This is a genomic window from Flavobacterium sp. TS_SC_5 (genome assembly GCF_056156265.1).
This window is the reverse complement of record NZ_CM149588.1, coordinates 3,086,163-3,102,762: the sequence shown is the minus strand read 5'-3', so window position 1 is coordinate 3,102,762 and position 16,600 is coordinate 3,086,163. Positions and strand designations below refer to the sequence as shown.

General features: G+C 34.5%; 15 protein-coding genes. 5 read left to right on the top strand and 10 right to left on the bottom strand.

Going from position 1 to position 16,600, the window contains the following annotated elements:
* Nucleotides 1–64: 64 nt before the first annotated feature.
* On the bottom strand, nt 65–481 hold the full coding sequence (locus AC0J6S_RS13390; protein ID WP_474954265.1) for a thiol-disulfide oxidoreductase DCC family protein: 417 nt from the start codon (nt 479–481) through the stop codon (nt 65–67).
* A 22-nt stretch (nt 482–503) separates the two neighbouring features.
* Nucleotides 504–2,669 (bottom strand): endonuclease MutS2, encoded by a 2,166-nt coding sequence (locus AC0J6S_RS13385; protein ID WP_474954264.1) that lies wholly within the window; start codon nt 2,667–2,669, stop codon nt 504–506.
* Nucleotides 2,670–2,815: 146 nt separating this feature from the next.
* On the opposite strand from AC0J6S_RS13385, the gene ung reads away from it, so the two are divergent.
* Nucleotides 2,816–3,487 (top strand): uracil-DNA glycosylase, encoded by a 672-nt coding sequence (ung, locus tag AC0J6S_RS13380; protein ID WP_474954263.1) that lies wholly within the window; start codon nt 2,816–2,818, stop codon nt 3,485–3,487.
* A 150-nt stretch (nt 3,488–3,637) separates the two neighbouring features.
* Here ung and AC0J6S_RS13375 read toward each other — a convergent pair whose 3' ends face one another.
* The 5 genes from AC0J6S_RS13375 to porX form a co-directional block, all read right to left on the bottom strand.
* Nucleotides 3,638–4,012 (bottom strand): DUF4258 domain-containing protein, encoded by a 375-nt coding sequence (locus tag AC0J6S_RS13375; protein ID WP_165151262.1) that lies wholly within the window; start codon nt 4,010–4,012, stop codon nt 3,638–3,640.
* Nucleotides 4,013–4,048: 36 nt separating this feature from the next.
* Complete coding sequence (locus tag AC0J6S_RS13370) at nt 4,049–5,248, bottom strand: alanine dehydrogenase (protein ID WP_474954262.1); 1,200 nt, start codon at nt 5,246–5,248, stop codon at nt 4,049–4,051.
* Nucleotides 5,249–5,342: 94 nt separating this feature from the next.
* A complete protein-coding gene (locus tag AC0J6S_RS13365; RefSeq protein WP_474954261.1) occupies nt 5,343–5,816 on the bottom strand; it encodes a GNAT family N-acetyltransferase in 474 nt (157 codons plus the stop codon).
* Nucleotides 5,817–5,824: 8 nt separating this feature from the next.
* Nucleotides 5,825–6,232 carry a tRNA (adenosine(37)-N6)-threonylcarbamoyltransferase complex ATPase subunit type 1 TsaE gene (gene tsaE / locus AC0J6S_RS13360; protein WP_474954260.1) on the bottom strand — a complete coding sequence of 136 codons (408 nt, stop codon included), beginning with the start codon at nt 6,230–6,232 and terminating at the stop codon, nt 5,825–5,827.
* A 72-nt stretch (nt 6,233–6,304) separates the two neighbouring features.
* On the bottom strand, nt 6,305–7,858 hold the full coding sequence (gene porX, locus AC0J6S_RS13355; RefSeq protein ID WP_113633886.1) for a T9SS response regulator signal transducer PorX: 1,554 nt from the start codon (nt 7,856–7,858) through the stop codon (nt 6,305–6,307).
* Nucleotides 7,859–8,341: 483 nt separating this feature from the next.
* Between porX and AC0J6S_RS13350 the strand changes: the two genes are divergently transcribed.
* The 4 genes from AC0J6S_RS13350 to AC0J6S_RS13335 all read left to right on the top strand — a co-directional run bounded on the left by AC0J6S_RS13350 (nt 8,342) and on the right by AC0J6S_RS13335 (nt 10,765).
* The gene (locus AC0J6S_RS13350; protein ID WP_474954259.1) at nt 8,342–9,073 is read left to right on the top strand and encodes a DUF3667 domain-containing protein; all 732 of its coding nucleotides are present in this window, start codon (nt 8,342–8,344) and stop codon (nt 9,071–9,073) included.
* Nucleotides 9,074–9,575: 502 nt separating this feature from the next.
* The gene (locus tag AC0J6S_RS13345; protein WP_114754530.1) at nt 9,576–9,857 is read left to right on the top strand and encodes a hypothetical protein; all 282 of its coding nucleotides are present in this window, start codon (nt 9,576–9,578) and stop codon (nt 9,855–9,857) included.
* 18 nt (nt 9,858–9,875) lie between these two features.
* Nucleotides 9,876–10,415, top strand: coding sequence for a GNAT family N-acetyltransferase (locus AC0J6S_RS13340; protein WP_474954258.1), 540 nt, complete (start codon nt 9,876–9,878; stop codon nt 10,413–10,415).
* A gap of 23 nt (nt 10,416–10,438) precedes the next feature.
* On the top strand, nt 10,439–10,765 hold the full coding sequence (locus tag AC0J6S_RS13335; RefSeq protein WP_395380207.1) for a hypothetical protein: 327 nt from the start codon (nt 10,439–10,441) through the stop codon (nt 10,763–10,765).
* A 116-nt stretch (nt 10,766–10,881) separates the two neighbouring features.
* Here the strand turns inward: AC0J6S_RS13335 and AC0J6S_RS13330 are convergent, their stop codons facing one another.
* Genes AC0J6S_RS13330 through AC0J6S_RS13320 form a run of 3 tightly spaced genes read right to left on the bottom strand, consistent with a single transcriptional unit; the run spans nt 10,882 to nt 16,582 of the window.
* On the bottom strand, nt 10,882–12,282 hold the full coding sequence (locus AC0J6S_RS13330; RefSeq protein WP_474954257.1) for an efflux transporter outer membrane subunit: 1,401 nt from the start codon (nt 12,280–12,282) through the stop codon (nt 10,882–10,884).
* The gene (locus AC0J6S_RS13325; RefSeq protein ID WP_474954256.1) at nt 12,272–15,442 is read right to left on the bottom strand and encodes an efflux RND transporter permease subunit; all 3,171 of its coding nucleotides are present in this window, start codon (nt 15,440–15,442) and stop codon (nt 12,272–12,274) included. Before AC0J6S_RS13325 ends, AC0J6S_RS13330 begins: the two co-directional genes overlap by 11 nt.
* 33 nt (nt 15,443–15,475) lie before the next feature.
* On the bottom strand, nt 15,476–16,582 hold the full coding sequence (locus tag AC0J6S_RS13320) for an efflux RND transporter periplasmic adaptor subunit (RefSeq protein WP_474954255.1): 1,107 nt from the start codon (nt 16,580–16,582) through the stop codon (nt 15,476–15,478).
* Between the last annotated feature and the right edge of the window lie 18 nt (nt 16,583–16,600).

Here is a 16,600-nt window from a genome sequence, read left to right as displayed (position 1 = left end):
TAAGATTTGTCAAATATATTATTCTTGCAAAATAAAAGGTATGATAATTATCATGATTGGATGTTTATTCTAAAAATTTGGCTTGTAGCTCCTTTGTGGGAATCATGCAAGTTTCCTTTTTTCCATACCATTTGTAGCGATTCTTAGCGATATAATCATAAATATGGTTACTGAATGAAGTGGGTAATATTGAAAATAGTGAAGCAAAATAAAATATTCCTCCTAAATTTTTAGCAATTTCTAAAGCTGCTTCTGATTTGTAGTGGTAAGCAAAACCAGGCTGATACAGAATAATACTATCCATTTTTTGTGTATCAATTCCCAAGTGCTTGATGATTTTTTTACCTAAATCAGATTGTAAGGCTACAAACCGGAAAACATCTTTTTTATCGTTCTTAATAATCATTTGCACCGCCAAATCACACAGATTGCAGACGCCATCAAAGAGGATTATTTTTTTGTCTTTAGGTATATCTAGCATTTTCTTGTTTTGTTATGTCATTCTATTTTTTTCCTGCTTCCACAAATTCTAGTGCTTCCAGACTGACTTTTGAAGTAAATACGCCGTAGTTCACTGTTACTTTGTTTTTTTCAATAGAATCGATGGTTCCTACTGCCTTTCCATCAAACATGCGCACGCGATCACCTAGTTTTAATATTGGTTTTGGTTTTTCAACCACGACTTTCAATTTCTTCTCTTTCTTTTCTTTTCTGATTTCCTCAACTTGAACCGTCACTTCTTCAATCACTTCTTTTTTCTTTTCAATAAGTGCTTTCGATTCTTTGGTTGTCGCTTTTTTGCGTTTTGAATTTTCGATTTCAATGATTTTCAAAAATTCTCCGAGCAGTTCTTTCTTGTTTTTATTATTAAAATATTTCTCGGAGATGTCTTCAATTTTTTGACCAATGTAAATCGTTTTCTGGTTGCTGTCGTACAATTCCTGATAGCTTTCCAGTTTTTGTTTGATTTTTACATTAATGGTTTCCATTTTCTTGCCTTCTTCACGTGCTTTTGTTTCTTCTTCTTTAAGCGTTTGCGAAGTTTTCTCCATTTTAGAACGTTCTTTTTGAAGAGTAGCAATGGTTTTATCGAAACGTACTTTACCAACTTCGATTTTCTTTTTAGCTCGATTGATTAAGCTGAAAGGAATTCCGTTTTTCAAAGCTACTTCAAACGTAAAGGAACTTCCTGCCTGACCTAAAACTAATTTGTACAACGGCTCTAATGTTTTTTCATCAAAAAGCATGTTGGCATTTGTGGCAAAAGGCAATTCGTTCGCCAGAATTTTTAGGTTTGAATAATGCGTTGTAATAATCCCGAAAGCTTCTCGATGGTAGAATTCTTCTAAGAAAATTTCGGCTAAAGCACCTCCTAATTCAGGGTCTGAACCAGTACCAAACTCATCAATAAGAAACATAGTTTTTCTATTACACTTCTTTAAAAAGTAGTTCATGTTCTTTAATCGGTAGCTGTATGTACTTAGATGATTTTCAATAGATTGATTATCGCCAATATCTGTTAAAATCCTGTCAAAAAGAAAGGTTTCACTGCGTTCGTGCACCGGAATCAGCATCCCGGATTGCAGCATTAATTGCAGTAGTCCTACGGTTTTCAACGAAATGGTTTTCCCTCCGGCGTTTGGACCTGAAATCACAATGATTCTACTTTCCTGACTTAATTCAATAGTTTGCGGATGTGTAATTTCGTTTTTTAGTTTGTTGTTTAAAAACAAAATAGGATGATACGCATCTCTGAAATAAAGGCGGCGTTCCTCTGTAATTGTTGGTAAAATTCCATTGATTTTATTGGCATATTTTGCTTTCGCAGCAATTACATCAATGTCACTAAGAAAATCCTGGTATTTGATCAAGAGCGGTAAATATGGGCGAATATAATTAGATAACTGTTTTAAAATTCGGGTGATTTCTTCTTTTTCTTCATATTCAAGATTACTCAATTCACGGGAATATTGTAAAGTAGCTTCGGGTTCAATATAAGCAATACTTCCTGTTTTGGAACTGCCCAAAATGGATCCTTTTACTTTACGGCGATACATTGCTAAAACTGCTAAAACACGTCGATTTTGAACAAAACTTTCTTTGATATCGTCTAAATATCCTAAAGCATTGTATTGAGTCAATGCTGTACCAAAACTTTGATTGACTTTTCCTCGAACAGCATTCATACTGCGACGGATGTTCAATAAATCCGGGGATGCATTGTCTTTAATTTCGCCATATTTATCGACTACTTCGTCCACCATCGTGATGATTTCTTTGGTCAGTTCGACTTGGTTTGCTCTTGCGTTTATATTTGGATAATAATCCTCGAATTTTCTCAAAAAACTCAACAAGAAATTTACCGTTGAAGAAATGGTAGCGATTTTTCTAAAACTGCCCACTTCCAAGAAACTGTCTTCAATGGCAAGAAACTTTATTTCATGCGTGATAGCATCAAAACCATGATTGGGAATCGCATTGTTATTTTGGAAAGACGAAACATATTCTGAGGTTTGCATTAATGCCTGCATCAATGTTTCCTTGTCTTTAAAAGGGGTTATTTCTAATGCTTTTTGTTTTCCAATGTCAGTGTTACAAATGGTCGAAATGGTTTCGAGAACCGTTGGAAATTGTAAATCTTGTAATGTTTTTTCAGTGATGGATATCATTTATCGTATAATTCTTTTCAACACAAAAATAGCTAATAGTTAAGACTATTTAACAGACTTTCACAAAGAATTAATGAATGTTTATTATCCTTTTTATGATTCAAAAAAAATATTCTCTCTGTATCTTTGCTTTCTAATATTTAACTATGCAAATCAATCTTAATCCCACTTGGCAATCCATTTTATCTGGTGAAATCAAGAAATCCTATTTTCAGGAATTAATGGAAACGGTTGATGAAGAATATAAAAATCATACGTGTTATCCCCCTAAAGAATTGATTTTTGCTGCCTTTAATTATTGTAGTTTCAAAGATGTAAAAGTGGTTATCATTGGTCAAGATCCATATCACGGCAAGGGCGAAGCCAATGGTTTGTGTTTCTCTGTGAATGATGCTGTTCGAATTCCGCCTTCGTTACGCAATATTTTCCGCGAAATGAGTGAAGATTTGGAAACTATTTTCATGCCCACTTCCGGTAATTTAGAAGCTTGGGCAAAGCAGGGTGTTTTATTGTTGAATGCATCGCTGACCGTGAGAGAAGACAATGCGAATAGTCATAAACACTTAAAATGGAATCTTTTTACGGATGCAGTTATACAGAAAATTTCGGAAGAAAAAGAACATGTTGTTTTCTTACTTTGGGGGAATTTCGCCCATAAAAAAGGACTCAAAATAGATCGAAAAAAACATTTAGTTTTAGAATCCGGGCATCCTTCGCCAATGAGCGCCAATCAAGGAAAATGGTTTGGAAATAAACATTTTAGTAAGACGAATTCGTATTTAGAAAGTAATAATTTAGAACCTATAAAGTGGTTGTAGTTTTTTAAACTATTTTCAAATTTCCTTTTTCTGAACCATTAAGAAATTAAGTTTAATTAAGGCTATAATACTTAATTTTCTAAATATCTTAATGGTTTGATTTTAAAAATACTATTTTCTAAAATTTACTTTTGTTGGTATAAAGAGTAATTATTTTTTAATAATATCCTCTAAAACGGCTTTATCAGCGTAATTAATCACTTTCAAAGTTACCTCTTGGTTTTTGATTGTTTTTCCTTCGATGATGTATAACTTTCCTTTTTTAAGTTCTTTGTTACTTTGATCAAAATCTACGTCACCAAATTGCAATGTATTTTTAATATCGGCAGTGTCAATCCATTTTTCAGCCAAAATCATTGAAGCTTTATCCGAATAATAAAACGGTTTGTTTCTCAAATCATTCAAAACTCTTGCATTTGGAAAATAGTTACAACGGGTATCTTTACCACTGAAAACTAACGCTACAAAAAACAGTCCTATTACTAAACCTACTAGATAATAGGCAAAACGATGTATAAACTTCATGAATTAAATTTTTGGCAAAGGTAGAAGAAAGTTTTCTTAAAAAACAATTAAATTGATGTCGTTATAAGGCAAATCAAACCATTCGCCTATGGAAGTATTAGTGAGGATTCCGTGGTACATGTAAACTCCATTTTTCAATCCTTTATCACAACGTATAGCACTTTCGATGCCGCCATCTTCAGCAATTTTCATCAGGTAAGGGGAAATTATGTTACTTATGGAAAGCGATGCCGTTTTAGAATATCGGGAAGGTATATTGGGTACACAATAATGTAAAACATTGTTTTTGATAAACGTTGGTTTCTCATGTGAAGTCACTTCCGAGGTCTCAAAACAACCGCCGGTATCAATACTTACATCCACAATTACGGCTCCATTTTTCATGTGCTCCACCATGGTTTCTGTGACAATAACTGGACAACGTTCTTTGCCTCGCATGGCACCAATGGCTACATCGCAACGTCGGAGTGCTTTAAGTAACGCTTTTGGTTGTATCGTGGAAGTGAAAATCCTTTGGTTTAAATTATTTTGTAAACGACGTAATTTGGTAATAGAATTGTCAAAAACTTTGACACTAGCACCTAATCCTATAGCAGTTTTTGCAGCAAATTCCCCAACGGTTCCTGCGCCTAAAATAACCACATCAGTAGGAGGGACGCCGGTAATGTTCCCGAATAATAATCCTTTTCCAAATTCGTTGGTAATCATCAACTCGGCAGCGATAAGAATGGATGCTGTTCCGGCAATTTCGCTCAAGGATTTCACCGCAGGATACGTTCCGTCTTCGTCCTTGATGTATTCAAAAGCTAGAGCAGTAATTTTCTTTTTGGTTAACGCCTCAAAGTATGTTTTCTTTCGGGTTTTCAATTGAATGGCGGACAGCAAAATTGTTTGCGTGTTCATCATTTCAATTTCAGCGAGTGTGGCTGGTTCCACTTTCAAAATCATGGGGCAAGTGAATACTTTTTTGGTATCATTAGTAATTTCGGCACCTGCATCAGAATATTCTTTATCAGTATAACTCGAACTCAATCCCGCTCCCGCTTCAATCATCACTCGATGGCCATGATAGGTAAGCGAGTTAACAGCATCTGGGGTAAGACAAATTCGGCGTTCCTGATAACTCGTCTCTTTTGGAATCCCAATAAAAAGTTCGCTTTTTTGTCTTGCAATTTCCAGTTTTTCCTCTTGGGGCAAAAGCTGTTGTTTTGTGAATGGCGTTATAGTTATTGACATTGTTGTTGTTAAATTAAGGGTACAATTTACGTAAAAAGTTTTATAAACAGTACAAATTCAATCGTGTTAAATTCATTTGGAATGCTGCTTAATTTCAGCGAATGATTCTTTCCATTTTGATATCGGCTCTTTCATAAACGCCATCTTCCAATGGTACTTCTACGAAACCAAATTTTTCATACAAATGAATAGCCGACAGTAATTTCCGGTTCGAATATAAAATCACTTTTTCCATTCCTTTTGCTTCGGCAACAGCAAGACAATGCAACATTAGTTTCTTGCCAATTCCTAATCCTTGTACACCATCTGTAACTGCCATTTTACTCAGTTCGAAAGTCGTATCGTCAATTTTTATTAAGGAAACCGTTCCTACGATTTCATATTTATATTTCGCATAAAAAATCATTCCACCTTTGTCTATTATCTGACCTTCCGGATTGGAAAGCACAAGTTCATCTTTGGGTTCAACCCTAAAGTGTTTTTGCAACCATTCCAGATTTAATGTTTTTATAGCTTCTTTTTCAGCAGGAGAAAATGGGATAATTGATACCGTATTGTCTACACTCATGTTTACTTTTAGCTTAAAGTTAAAGAACGTTTTCCATCAGCAAGCAGTGAAATAGTGATAACCGAATGTACCTCGGGAATCAAATTTGGAATCTTCTCTGCCCATTCTATAAAGCACCAATTACCGGAATATAAATAATCATCAATACCCATATCCATAGCTTCTTCCTCTTTGTTTAATCGATAAAAATCAAAATGATAAACCAGCTGATTGTCAATTGCTTCATATTCATTAACTAAAGAAAAGGTTGGACTGCTCGTTGCTCCGGTTACGCCAAGTGTTTTACACAATTGCTTGATCAATGTCGTTTTTCCAACGCCCATTTCTCCGTGAAAAAGAATTACTTTTTTGGGATTTGCGGCTATTATTTTTTGCGCCACTTCTTCGAGCTGGTCTATAGAAAAAATGATATTCATTCTTATAAAATTGTTTAAAGTTTAAAGTTTAAGGTTCTTGCCGTACACTGAAAACTGAGTCTGACTACTTTTTTATTTTGGGTTAAAAACTAAAAACGGAATAATCATTTCTTCCAATGAAATTCCACCGTGCTGATACGTGTTTTTGTAATAACTCACATAATGATTATAATTGTTGACATACGCCAAGAACAAATCATTTTTTGCAAAAATATAAGAACTACTCATATTTATGGTAGGCAAACCAATATTTTTTGGTTCTTTCACAGCGTAAACGTCTTTGTGTTCGTATGTCAAACTGCGTCCGGTTTTGTAACGTAAATTCAAACTCGTATTTTTGTCACCCACCACTTTTGATGGATTTTTTACATTTATTGTCCCGTGATCGGTGGTCAAAATCAATTTGAAACCCATTTTTTGGGCCTGTTGAATGATTTCTAAAAGTGGGGAATTCTTAAACCAACTCAACGTCAGCGAGCGATATGCTTTATCATCTGAGGCCAACTCTTTCACCACATCCATCTCTGTTTTGGCATGCGAAAGCATATCTACAAAGTTGTATACCACGGTCACTAAATCATTATCTTTTAAGGCTTTGAAGCTTTCGGCTAATTTTTTTCCGCCGGCAAGACTGGTGATTTTAAAATAATCTTCCTTGATATTCAAGCCCAATCGTTTCAATTGCGCCGTCAAAAATTCGGCTTCAAAAAGGTTTTTTCCGCCTTCTTCAGGGTCATTTTTCCAGTATTGCGGAAACTGTTTTTCCATTTCCAATGGCGTTAAACCAGAGAAAATTGCGTTTCTTGCATATTGCGTCGCCGTAGGAAGAATAGAGTAGTAAGGCACTTCTTTTTCCAGTTTGTAGTAATTTCCCACTACACTTTCAAAAGTTTTCCATTGGTCGTAACGCAGGTTGTCAATCACGACAAACAAAATGGGCTTGTCTTTTTTCTTAAGTTCAGGAAGAACTAATTCTTTGAATAACGTGTGCGATTGTACCGGTTTATCTGCTTTTGGAGCAAACCAATCCTCGTAATTGCGCTCAATGAATTTTCCAAATTGCGAATTGGCTTCTGTTTTTTGGGATTCCAAAATTTCAATCATACTCTGATCATCGATATTCTCCAATTCCAGTTCCCAAAAAATCAATTTCTTGTACAACTCAATCCAGTCTTCATAGGAATTCACCATCGCCATTTCCATAGTGATTTTTCTAAATTCCTTCTGATAATCCAGCGTTGTTTTCTGCGAAATCAATCGGGAATGATCCAGATTTTTCTTTAAACTTAACAAAATCTGGTTTGGATTCACGGGTTTGATCAAATAATCAGCAATTTTAGAACCTATGGCTTCCTCCATAATATATTCTTCCTCGCTTTTCGTAATCATAATCATGGGAACCGAAGATTTTTTCTCCTTCATTTCTGACAGCGTTTCCAAACCGCTCATTCCGGGCATATTTTCATCCAAAAAAACAATATCAAAATTGTTTTCCTCAAAAATCCCAATGGCGTCAAGTCCGTTATTACAAGTAGTTACCTCGTAATTTTTCTTTTCCAGAAATAATATATGTGGTTTCAAAAGGTCGATTTCATCATCAACCCAAAGTATTTTTATTTTGTCCATAATTGTATCAACAAGTGTTCTATCGTGCCTAAATTAAAGTGCCAAATTACATTTTTTTGTAACGGCTTCCTGCTAATATTATGATAATTTTTTAACACACTTACGCTACATTTTATAAAACCGAAATTCGCTTTCATTTTGTTTTATATTTGTTTTTAGGCGTGCCCCATCCTCCGTAAACTCCGCCCGGGTCGGGCTGTACGCTGTATCTTTCCTTCTTAAAGAAAAAAGGAAAGGATGCCGCTTCCATCCCTCACGCAGTTGAAAGAATGATTGGGGTTTACAAGAACGTTTGAGAAGAAGAGTTTTTTTATAATATAAATTACATTTGATTATTTGTAGTTGTTTTTTTATATTTTCGTAAAAAATAATAATAGATGTATATTACGTAAAGCCGCCTAAAAATGGTCGGCTTTGGGTGAGCTTAGGACACATATAAATAAGTTGGATCTATTGTAAACAGACCCAATAAACAAATAAAAATTGACAGAAAGAGAAATGAAATGTAAAAATTGCAACACAGATTTAACTTTAAAATATTGTCCAAACTGTGGACAACCAAACGAACTGAAAAGAATTGATAGACATTACATAATTCACGAAATTGAACACGTTTTGCATTTTGAGCGTGGAATTTTATATACGATTAGAGAACTAATTACAAATCCAGGACAAAATGTAAAAAATTATCTCACTGAAAACAGAACAAGAATTGTAAAGCCAATTATTTTTATTATCGTAACTTCATTAATCTACTCATTGAGTAGTCACTTTTTGCATTTTCAAGACGGCTATTTAAGCTATTTAGATAGTGTTAAATCTACAACAAGTGAAATTTTTAAATGGACACAAGGACATTTAGGGTACTCGAATATAATTATGGGTGTATTCATTGCATTGTGGACAAAACTGTTTTTCAAAAAGCACAAATACAACATATTTGAAATACTAATTCTTCTCTGTTTCGTTATGGGAATTGGAATGTTGATTTATTCAGTTTTTGGAATTATTCAATGGATAACACATTTAGACTTAAAGCTATTTGGAGAAATTGTTGGACTTATTTACACAACGTGGGCTGTTGGACAATTTTATGATAAAAGAAAAGTTTCCTCTTACTTTAAAGCTTTTTTTGCTTATATTTTTGGTATGCTAACTTTTGCATTAGCAGTTATTATAGTTGGAGCGTTAACAGACATAATAATCCCAAGATAACCAGAGCGTCACACTCGTGACCGCAAATAACATTGATTAAAATTGCAACAAAACGAACAATTTAAAAGAATTTTAAACACATTCGCTGATAAAAATATTCGAGTAAAAACAAAATGATGAAACCGATACTGATTTTAATAATGCTCTTTTTTACAGCAGCTTCAAATTCTTAAATCAATAAAAAATAAATTTCATTCTTGAAATTCTGTTTTTTTTAAATACAGTAAATTAATTTCTTTAAGAATTACTTACGAAAAAAACAGGGAATTTATTGAGCCTCGAAAAAATAGGAATTAATAAAATTTGGGTTTTACTTTTTGAAACAATAACCCTGACAACATTAAGAAAATAAGACATTACGCAGAGAAAAATTAATATAAAATTGGCAGTTACAAAGTATGGAGGTTTTATTTTTGTAATGTAGTATTATGGCGAATAAAATTGGTCAAGTTTTTGTACTACCACAGTACTGCAATTTATTATTAATTAAATTTTTACTATTATGACAGAAGATTTCAAAATCATTGATAAAGAAGATATTGCGCTTCTTAAATTTCCAAAGACAGATGTTCTAAACGATGTTGATGAAATAAAAACTAGAACCGGTGAAATCAACAGAGCTTTATCGTTGGGTAATTTGGAACATTCAAAAATTAAAATTTTCTTCGAAGACACTGAATCCAAGAAAGTTGTAGACACTACGGTTTGGGCTGTTACTGACAAAAATGTTATTCTGAAGCAAGGTGTGATGATTCCAATTCACAGAATATATAAGTTGTTTTAGTATTATAAAGAACAAAAAATGAACACCCTAATTCTCAAAACAGAACGATTGATTTTAAGACCAATTACACTATTGGATTTGGATTATGTTCATGAATTGCATTCTTTGAAAGAAACCGATGAGTTCAATACGTTAGGAATTCCGGAAAATAGTGAAGAAACAAAACTTCTGTTAGAAAAGTGGATTTCTGAAAACAATAAAGCAATTACGACTCATTTTACTTTTGCGGTCGAAATGAATACCGGAAACCAAATTATAGGATTAATTGGAATTAATTTGGGGAAAGTAAAATATAAAAATGCTGAAGTTTGGTTCAAATTCCACAAAGATCATTGGAACAAAGGATACGCTACAGAATCTTTAAAAGAAATTCTCCGTTATGGTTTCAATGAACTGAATCTGCATCGGATTGAAGCAGGTTGTGCGGTCGGGAATATTGGTTCCATACATGTTTTAGAAAAAACAGGAATGACCAGAGAAGCTCACACTCGAAAATTATTGCCGTTATCATCCGGCTGGTCCGATAATTACGGCTACGCTATTTTAGTAACTGATTAATGAAATTTAACAAAAACCACACTATGAAATTTACAACAATAAATCTTGGAGACAATAAAATTGAAGTTTTTAATTCTTTTATCGGAAGAGAGACAATAGTACTAAACGGTAAAGTAGTTTCGGAGAAAAGTTCGATAACCGGAGCAACACATCATTTTAAAATGATTGAAAATGATCAAGAAGTTGCGTGTAAATTTATTTTGGGTTATGGACTAAATGGAGTGGTAATGAGTTTATACAAAGACAACAAACCAGTAATTGAGTCTCAAAAAAGTATATTCTTTGGATTTGTATTTCTGACGCTTATTTGCTTTGGTTTTGTGTTTTTTTATAACGTAATCTTTCACTGAGAACGTCAATAATACCATTCAATACAATTATAATTTAAAAGACAAAACCACTGCCGGTACAAAGAGCAGTGGTTTTGAACAAACAGGAATCAATACTATTTAGTCAAGCAATTTGATTACTGCCAGCCACCACCAAGGGCTCTGTACAATTGAATTATCGCTTTGTATTGTTGGAATTTATTGTCTATCAAGCTTAGTTCAGCATTCAAAGCATTGTCTTTTACGGTCAAAACTTCTAAATAATTGGCTAAACCATATGTCAATAATTCATCCGAATAATCGGTGGCTTTATTCAACGCATCGACTTGTTTTTCTCTAACCGTAAGTTTATACGTCTCATTATTGTATTGTGCCAAAGCATCCGAAACTTCTTTTCCAGCAATCAATAATGACTGCTCAAATTGAAGATAGGCTTTTTCCTGATTGGCTTTAGCAATTTCAAACTTCGTTTTAATTTGGCGTTGATTGAAAATGGGTTGCGTCAATCCCGTAATTACATTTGCGAAAATTGAATTGGCACTAAACCATTCTTTCAAATCGATACTCTGAAGTCCGCCAGTTGCAGTAACTTTCAGTGTTGGATAAAAATTACTTTTGGCTACATTAGTTTGTTCAAAATTAGAAATTAAGTTGTATTCAGCTGCAATAACGTCAGGTCTGTTTCGCAGCAAAGTTGCAGGAACCCCAAGTGTAATTGTAGGTTGCATGGATTGAGACTCGAATGTGCTTCTTTCAACTTTGGTAGGACCTTGACCCATCAGAATACTTATGGTGTTTTCAAGAATAATAATGCTATTCTTTAAATCGGCAATGATGATTTGGGTAGCATATTTCTGAGCTTCTGTTTGCTTAACGCCAACTTCAGTTACATTTCCCGCTTTTTTCAATGCTACAATAGTTTCAACACTTTTATCTCTGTTTACCAATGTTTTCTCCGCTAATTTTATTTGCGCATCAACCGAAAGCAATTGATAATAAGTAGCGGCAATGTTAGCAATCAACTGCGTTTTTACGGCTTGATTGGCAGCAGTTGTTTGCAGATATACAGCATTTGCAGCACGCTTGTTGCTTCTTATTTTTCCCCAAATATCAGCTTCCCATGAAAGATTTCCTGTTAACTGATATTGATTGGTACTTCTGTCTTGCAACAATGCACCAAACTGACTATTCCTAGAAAGTTCCTGATGCGTCCAGTCGGCACCGGCAGAAAGAGTAGGGAAGTACCCTGCTTTTCCTTGCTTCATCGATGCTTCTGCCGCTGCAATATTTTGCATGGCAATTTTGATATCCAAATTATTTTCTAATCCTTTCTTGATATATCCCTGCAAAATCGGATCCGTGAAAACGTTCTCCCAGGCAACATTTGCAAGTGAAATGGTATCGGTTGAAACAATTTCGTTTCGGTATAAATTTTCCGTTTTTAATTCTGGTCGGTCGTATTCTTTGGCAACAAAGCACGATTGCATTACTGTTGCGGTTGCAACAAGTACTGCTATTTTAGTTAACTTATTCTTCATTTTCTTTGTTTAAAAGTGCGACATTTGAATCCTGATTTTCTATAGGAAGTGGTTTTGTAGAAATTTTTTCCTGTAAGGTTTGAAAGACAATAAAAAGAACTGGTATTACAAAAACACCAAAAATAGTTCCTATTAACATTCCACCAATAGCTCCAGTTCCAATAGCATTGTTTCCAATAGCTCCAGCTCCTTTAGCTAACATTAAAGGTAATAATCCAAAGATAAATGCAAATGATGTCATTAATATAGGACGCAAACGCGCGACTGCACCATGAATAGCAGCTTGCGTTATACTCATTCCTTTTTTTCTGGAATCTACAGAAAATTCGACGATCAAAATGGCGTTCTTAGCGAGTAATCCAATAAGCATAATCAGTGTTATTTGAAGGTAAATGTTATCACTCACGTCGAATAAATAAGCAAATAAGTACGCTCCTGCTAAACCAATTGGCAATGAAATTAATACGGCAAAAGGCAACATATAACTTTCATATTGAGCAGCTAACAAGAAATATACAAATACCAAACACAATAGGAAAATATACAATGTTTGACCGCCTGCACTTATTTCCTCTCGGGTCATTCCTGAAAACTCATAGCCATAACCAATAGGTAAAGTTTGACTTGCCACTTCCTCAACTGCTTTGATGGCATCACCAGAACTGAAACCTACGTTTGGAGCACCTGTGATTTTTACAGAAGTAAACAAATTGAAACGCTCTATTGCTTGAGGGCCAAATACTTTTACTAACGTCACAAATTGTGAAATAGGCGCCATTTGACCGTTTTTATTTCTGACTAATACTTGATTTAATGATTCGGGATTACTTCTAAATTCAGGTTCAGATTGGTAAACCACACGAAATTGTTTTCCAAATTTGTTGAAATTAGAAGCATAAACGCCACCATAATATCCTTGCATCGTTCCTAAAACATCAGTAACTGTTAAACCTGATTTTTTTATGGAAGCAACATTCAAATCAATTCGGTACTGCGGATAATTTGGAGAAAAAGAAGTAGTCGCATATTTGATTTCAGGACGGCTGTTTAAAGCTGCCAAAAATTTATTATTTACCTCACTTAACTCCGAGATTGTTCCTCCTTTTTGATCTTGTAATTGAAATTCAAAACCATTGGTAAAACCAAAACCAACAAGTGTAGGACGAGCAAAATAAAGGACTTTTGCATCTTTTACTGAAGCTGTTCGCTTAAATAATTCCTGTACAACTGCATTTATTTCTTGATTCGTTTCTTTACGTTCTGCCCAAGTTTTCAATTTCACGATTACCATTCCGTAGTTGCTACCGGTACCACTTAGTAAACTTCGACCTGAAATACGAAGCACTTCTTTTATTTCAGAAATGTCTTTAACTTTATTTTCAATTTGTAATAAAACCTCTTCTGTTCTTTCCAATGACGTTCCTGGCGGAAGCGAAATATCTGAAAGAATAGCACCTGTATCTTCACCCGGAACAAAAGCCTTTGGAGTAATATTTAATAATAAGATAAAAATTCCTGCAAAGATGGCAATTCCTAAAAATGCCAACCATTTTCGTTTTATAAAAAACTCAATAGATCTTTTATATTTAGCGGTTGTGGTTTCAAATCCAACATTAAATGCAGTAAAAAAGCGATCTGCAAAACCTTTTTTCTTAGCACTTTTATCGTGTTCTTTTAAGAAAATGGCACATAAAGCTGGGGAAAGTGTCAAGGCATTAATAGCTGATAATACGATTGCAACAGCTAAAGTTATTCCAAACTGCTTGTAGAAAACTCCCGCAGATCCACTGATAAATGAAACTGGAATAAATACTGCCGACATAACTAACGTAATGGAAATAATTGCACTACTAATATCCTGCATGGCACTGTGAGCCGCTTTTTTGGGATTATGTTCCCCAGCTTCCATTTTGGCATGCACGGCCTCAACGACGACAATGGCATCATCGACCACAATTCCCACAGCGAGTACTAAGGCAAAAAGCGTTAGTAAATTTATGGTAAAGCCAAATAAACTTAGGAAAAAGAACGTTCCCACAATTGCAACAGGAACAGATATTGCAGGTATAAGGGTCGATCTCCAGTCTTGTAAGAAGATAAAAACTACGATGAACACCAATATAAAGGCTTCAATTAAGGTATGAATCACTTTAGTAATAGATTCGTCTAAGAAGTCGTTTGCATTAATTAAAGTGGCATATTTTACCCCTTTTGGGAAATTTACTTCCGCTTCATCTAATACTTTTAAGGAACCTTCAATTACTTCTTGTGCATTAGATCCTGCAGTTTGAGCAATTGCAATCGCAATGGATTTGTTTCCGTTTGTGTACGCATTACTGGCATAGTTTACAGCTCCCAATTCAATTTTTGCAACATCGCCTAACTTAAGGATTTCTCCGTTTTCGGTTGAACGAACGATAATTTCTTCGAACTCTTTTACATTTTGCAAACGACCTTTATATTTTAAAGCATATTGAAAAGATTGGTCACCACTTTCACCTAATTGTCCTGGAGCGGCTTCAATATTCTGCTCAGCCAATAATGCTGTAATGTCCGAAGGAACAAGTCCATATGCACCCATTACATCTGGCTTAAGCCAAATGCGCATGGAGTAGTCTTTTTGTCCAAAAATCATTGCTTCTCCAACTCCAGCTACACGTTTTATTTTTGGTAAAATATTAATGTTAGCATAATTTTGAAGAAAAGTATCATCATAATCGGGGTTGTCACTGTATAATGATAAAATCAAGATATTATCGCTCTGTCTTTTTGAAGTTGTAACACCGGCTTTTGTAACTTCCTGAGGTAGCAAAGGTGTAGCACGTGAAACACGATTTTGCACATTTACAGCGGCTAAATCTGGATTTGTTCCTAATTTAAAGTAAATATTAATGGCTGCCGAACCATCATTATTTGATGTAGAAGTCATGTAAGTCATGTCTTCGACACCGTTGATTTGTTCTTCTAATGGAATTACCACCGAGCTCATTACCACTTCGGCACTGGCTCCTTGATAATTTGCTGATACAGTTACTGTAGGTGGTGCTATTTCTGGATATTGTGAAACTGGAAGTGAGATTAACCCTAAAACTCCCAAAATTACGATGATAATAGATATCACCGTTGACAATACCGGTCTGTCAATGAATTTTGAAAACATATTTTATTATTTATTCAATAGTTAGTGTGTGAATTATTTTTTTGCAGGATTGATTATGGTATTAAAATCGACTACTTCAGGTTTAATAAGGGTTCCTTCCGTAACAATCCCAACACCTTCAACAAGTATTTTATCATTTAAATTTAATCCGCTATCCACTACAAAAAATTTGCCTCCAGGAATTGCACGAACTACAATAGGAACCGCTTGTACTTTGTTATTTTTATCCACAACAAGGGCAATACGCTTGTCTTGCAATTCTAATGTCGCATTTTGTGGGACAATAATAACATCTTCTAAATTTGTTGGGATTTGTATCGTTCCACTTCCTCCAGAACGCAACAATTTGTTTCCGTTTGCAAAGCGTGCTCTTACATTAAACGATCCTGTTTGTGCATTGGCTTGTCCGCTAAAGGTTTCAATTTTACCCTTTTGTTCATAAGGCATACCATTGCTCAAAACCAAATTCACCGCTTCCATTTTGTTTATTTTTTCCTGAAATGACTGTCCTTCAGCATTCATCATGATATCCAATTGTTCTTTTTCATTCACTGAAAAATAAGCATAAATGGTACTTACATCTGAAATTCGGGTTAATGGTTCAACGGTTTGGCTACTGACATAACTTCCCAGTCTTAAAGGCAAATTCCCTACAATTCCATTCACGGGACTTTTTATAGTAGCATAATTAATTCTGGCAACTATACTTTGATAGGTACTCTTGGCACTGGCTAAATTTGCTTTTGCAGTTTCTAATTGCACATCACTGATAATGTTACGTTCTACCAAAGGGATTAATCGATTTACCTCTACTTGAGCAGCAGCAACTTTTGCTTTTGCAGCACCAGCTTCTTGGGTTGCAGTTTGTGTCTCTAATTTAAAAAGTAATTGCCCTTTTTTAACTTCTTGGCCTTCTTGCACAAATATTTTTTCAATATAGCCATCCACTTTTGCACGAATGTCAATATCAGTAATTCCTTCTAAACTGGCAGGATACTCCGCTAATAAAGTGGTATTAGAGTTTCCTATTTTGACTACTTTATAGGACATAACTGGAGGAGCCGTTTGAGTAGTTTCTTTTTTGCAAGAGAGTAAGCTTATTGATAACAAAATTACACTTATAAAATATTTCTTTTTCATGCGGACTATTTACTAAAA

What these genes read in the sequence shown, in the direction of transcription:
- AC0J6S_RS13385 (WP_474954264.1), bottom strand. Translation starts at nt 2,669, where the DNA reads ATGATATCCATCACTGAAAAAACATTACAAGATTTACAATTTCCAACG.
- AC0J6S_RS13375 (WP_165151262.1), bottom strand. Translation starts at nt 4,012, where the DNA reads ATGAAGTTTATACATCGTTTTGCCTATTATCTAGTAGGTTTAGTAATA.
- AC0J6S_RS13390 (WP_474954265.1), bottom strand. Translation starts at nt 481, where the DNA reads ATGCTAGATATACCTAAAGACAAAAAAATAATCCTCTTTGATGGCGTC.
- AC0J6S_RS13330 (WP_474954257.1), bottom strand. Translation starts at nt 12,282, where the DNA reads ATGAAGAATAAGTTAACTAAAATAGCAGTACTTGTTGCAACCGCAACA.
- AC0J6S_RS13320 (WP_474954255.1), bottom strand. Translation starts at nt 16,582, where the DNA reads ATGAAAAAGAAATATTTTATAAGTGTAATTTTGTTATCAATAAGCTTA.
- AC0J6S_RS13365 (WP_474954261.1), bottom strand. Translation starts at nt 5,816, where the DNA reads ATGAGTGTAGACAATACGGTATCAATTATCCCATTTTCTCCTGCTGAA.
- porX (WP_113633886.1), bottom strand. Translation starts at nt 7,858, where the DNA reads ATGGACAAAATAAAAATACTTTGGGTTGATGATGAAATCGACCTTTTG.
- ung (WP_474954263.1), top strand. Translation starts at nt 2,816, where the DNA reads ATGCAAATCAATCTTAATCCCACTTGGCAATCCATTTTATCTGGTGAA.
- AC0J6S_RS13340 (WP_474954258.1), top strand. Translation starts at nt 9,876, where the DNA reads ATGAACACCCTAATTCTCAAAACAGAACGATTGATTTTAAGACCAATT.
- AC0J6S_RS13335 (WP_395380207.1), top strand. Translation starts at nt 10,439, where the DNA reads ATGAAATTTACAACAATAAATCTTGGAGACAATAAAATTGAAGTTTTT.
- AC0J6S_RS13370 (WP_474954262.1), bottom strand. Translation starts at nt 5,248, where the DNA reads ATGTCAATAACTATAACGCCATTCACAAAACAACAGCTTTTGCCCCAA.
- tsaE (WP_474954260.1), bottom strand. Translation starts at nt 6,232, where the DNA reads ATGAATATCATTTTTTCTATAGACCAGCTCGAAGAAGTGGCGCAAAAA.
- AC0J6S_RS13345 (WP_114754530.1), top strand. Translation starts at nt 9,576, where the DNA reads ATGACAGAAGATTTCAAAATCATTGATAAAGAAGATATTGCGCTTCTT.
- AC0J6S_RS13325 (WP_474954256.1), bottom strand. Translation starts at nt 15,442, where the DNA reads ATGTTTTCAAAATTCATTGACAGACCGGTATTGTCAACGGTGATATCT.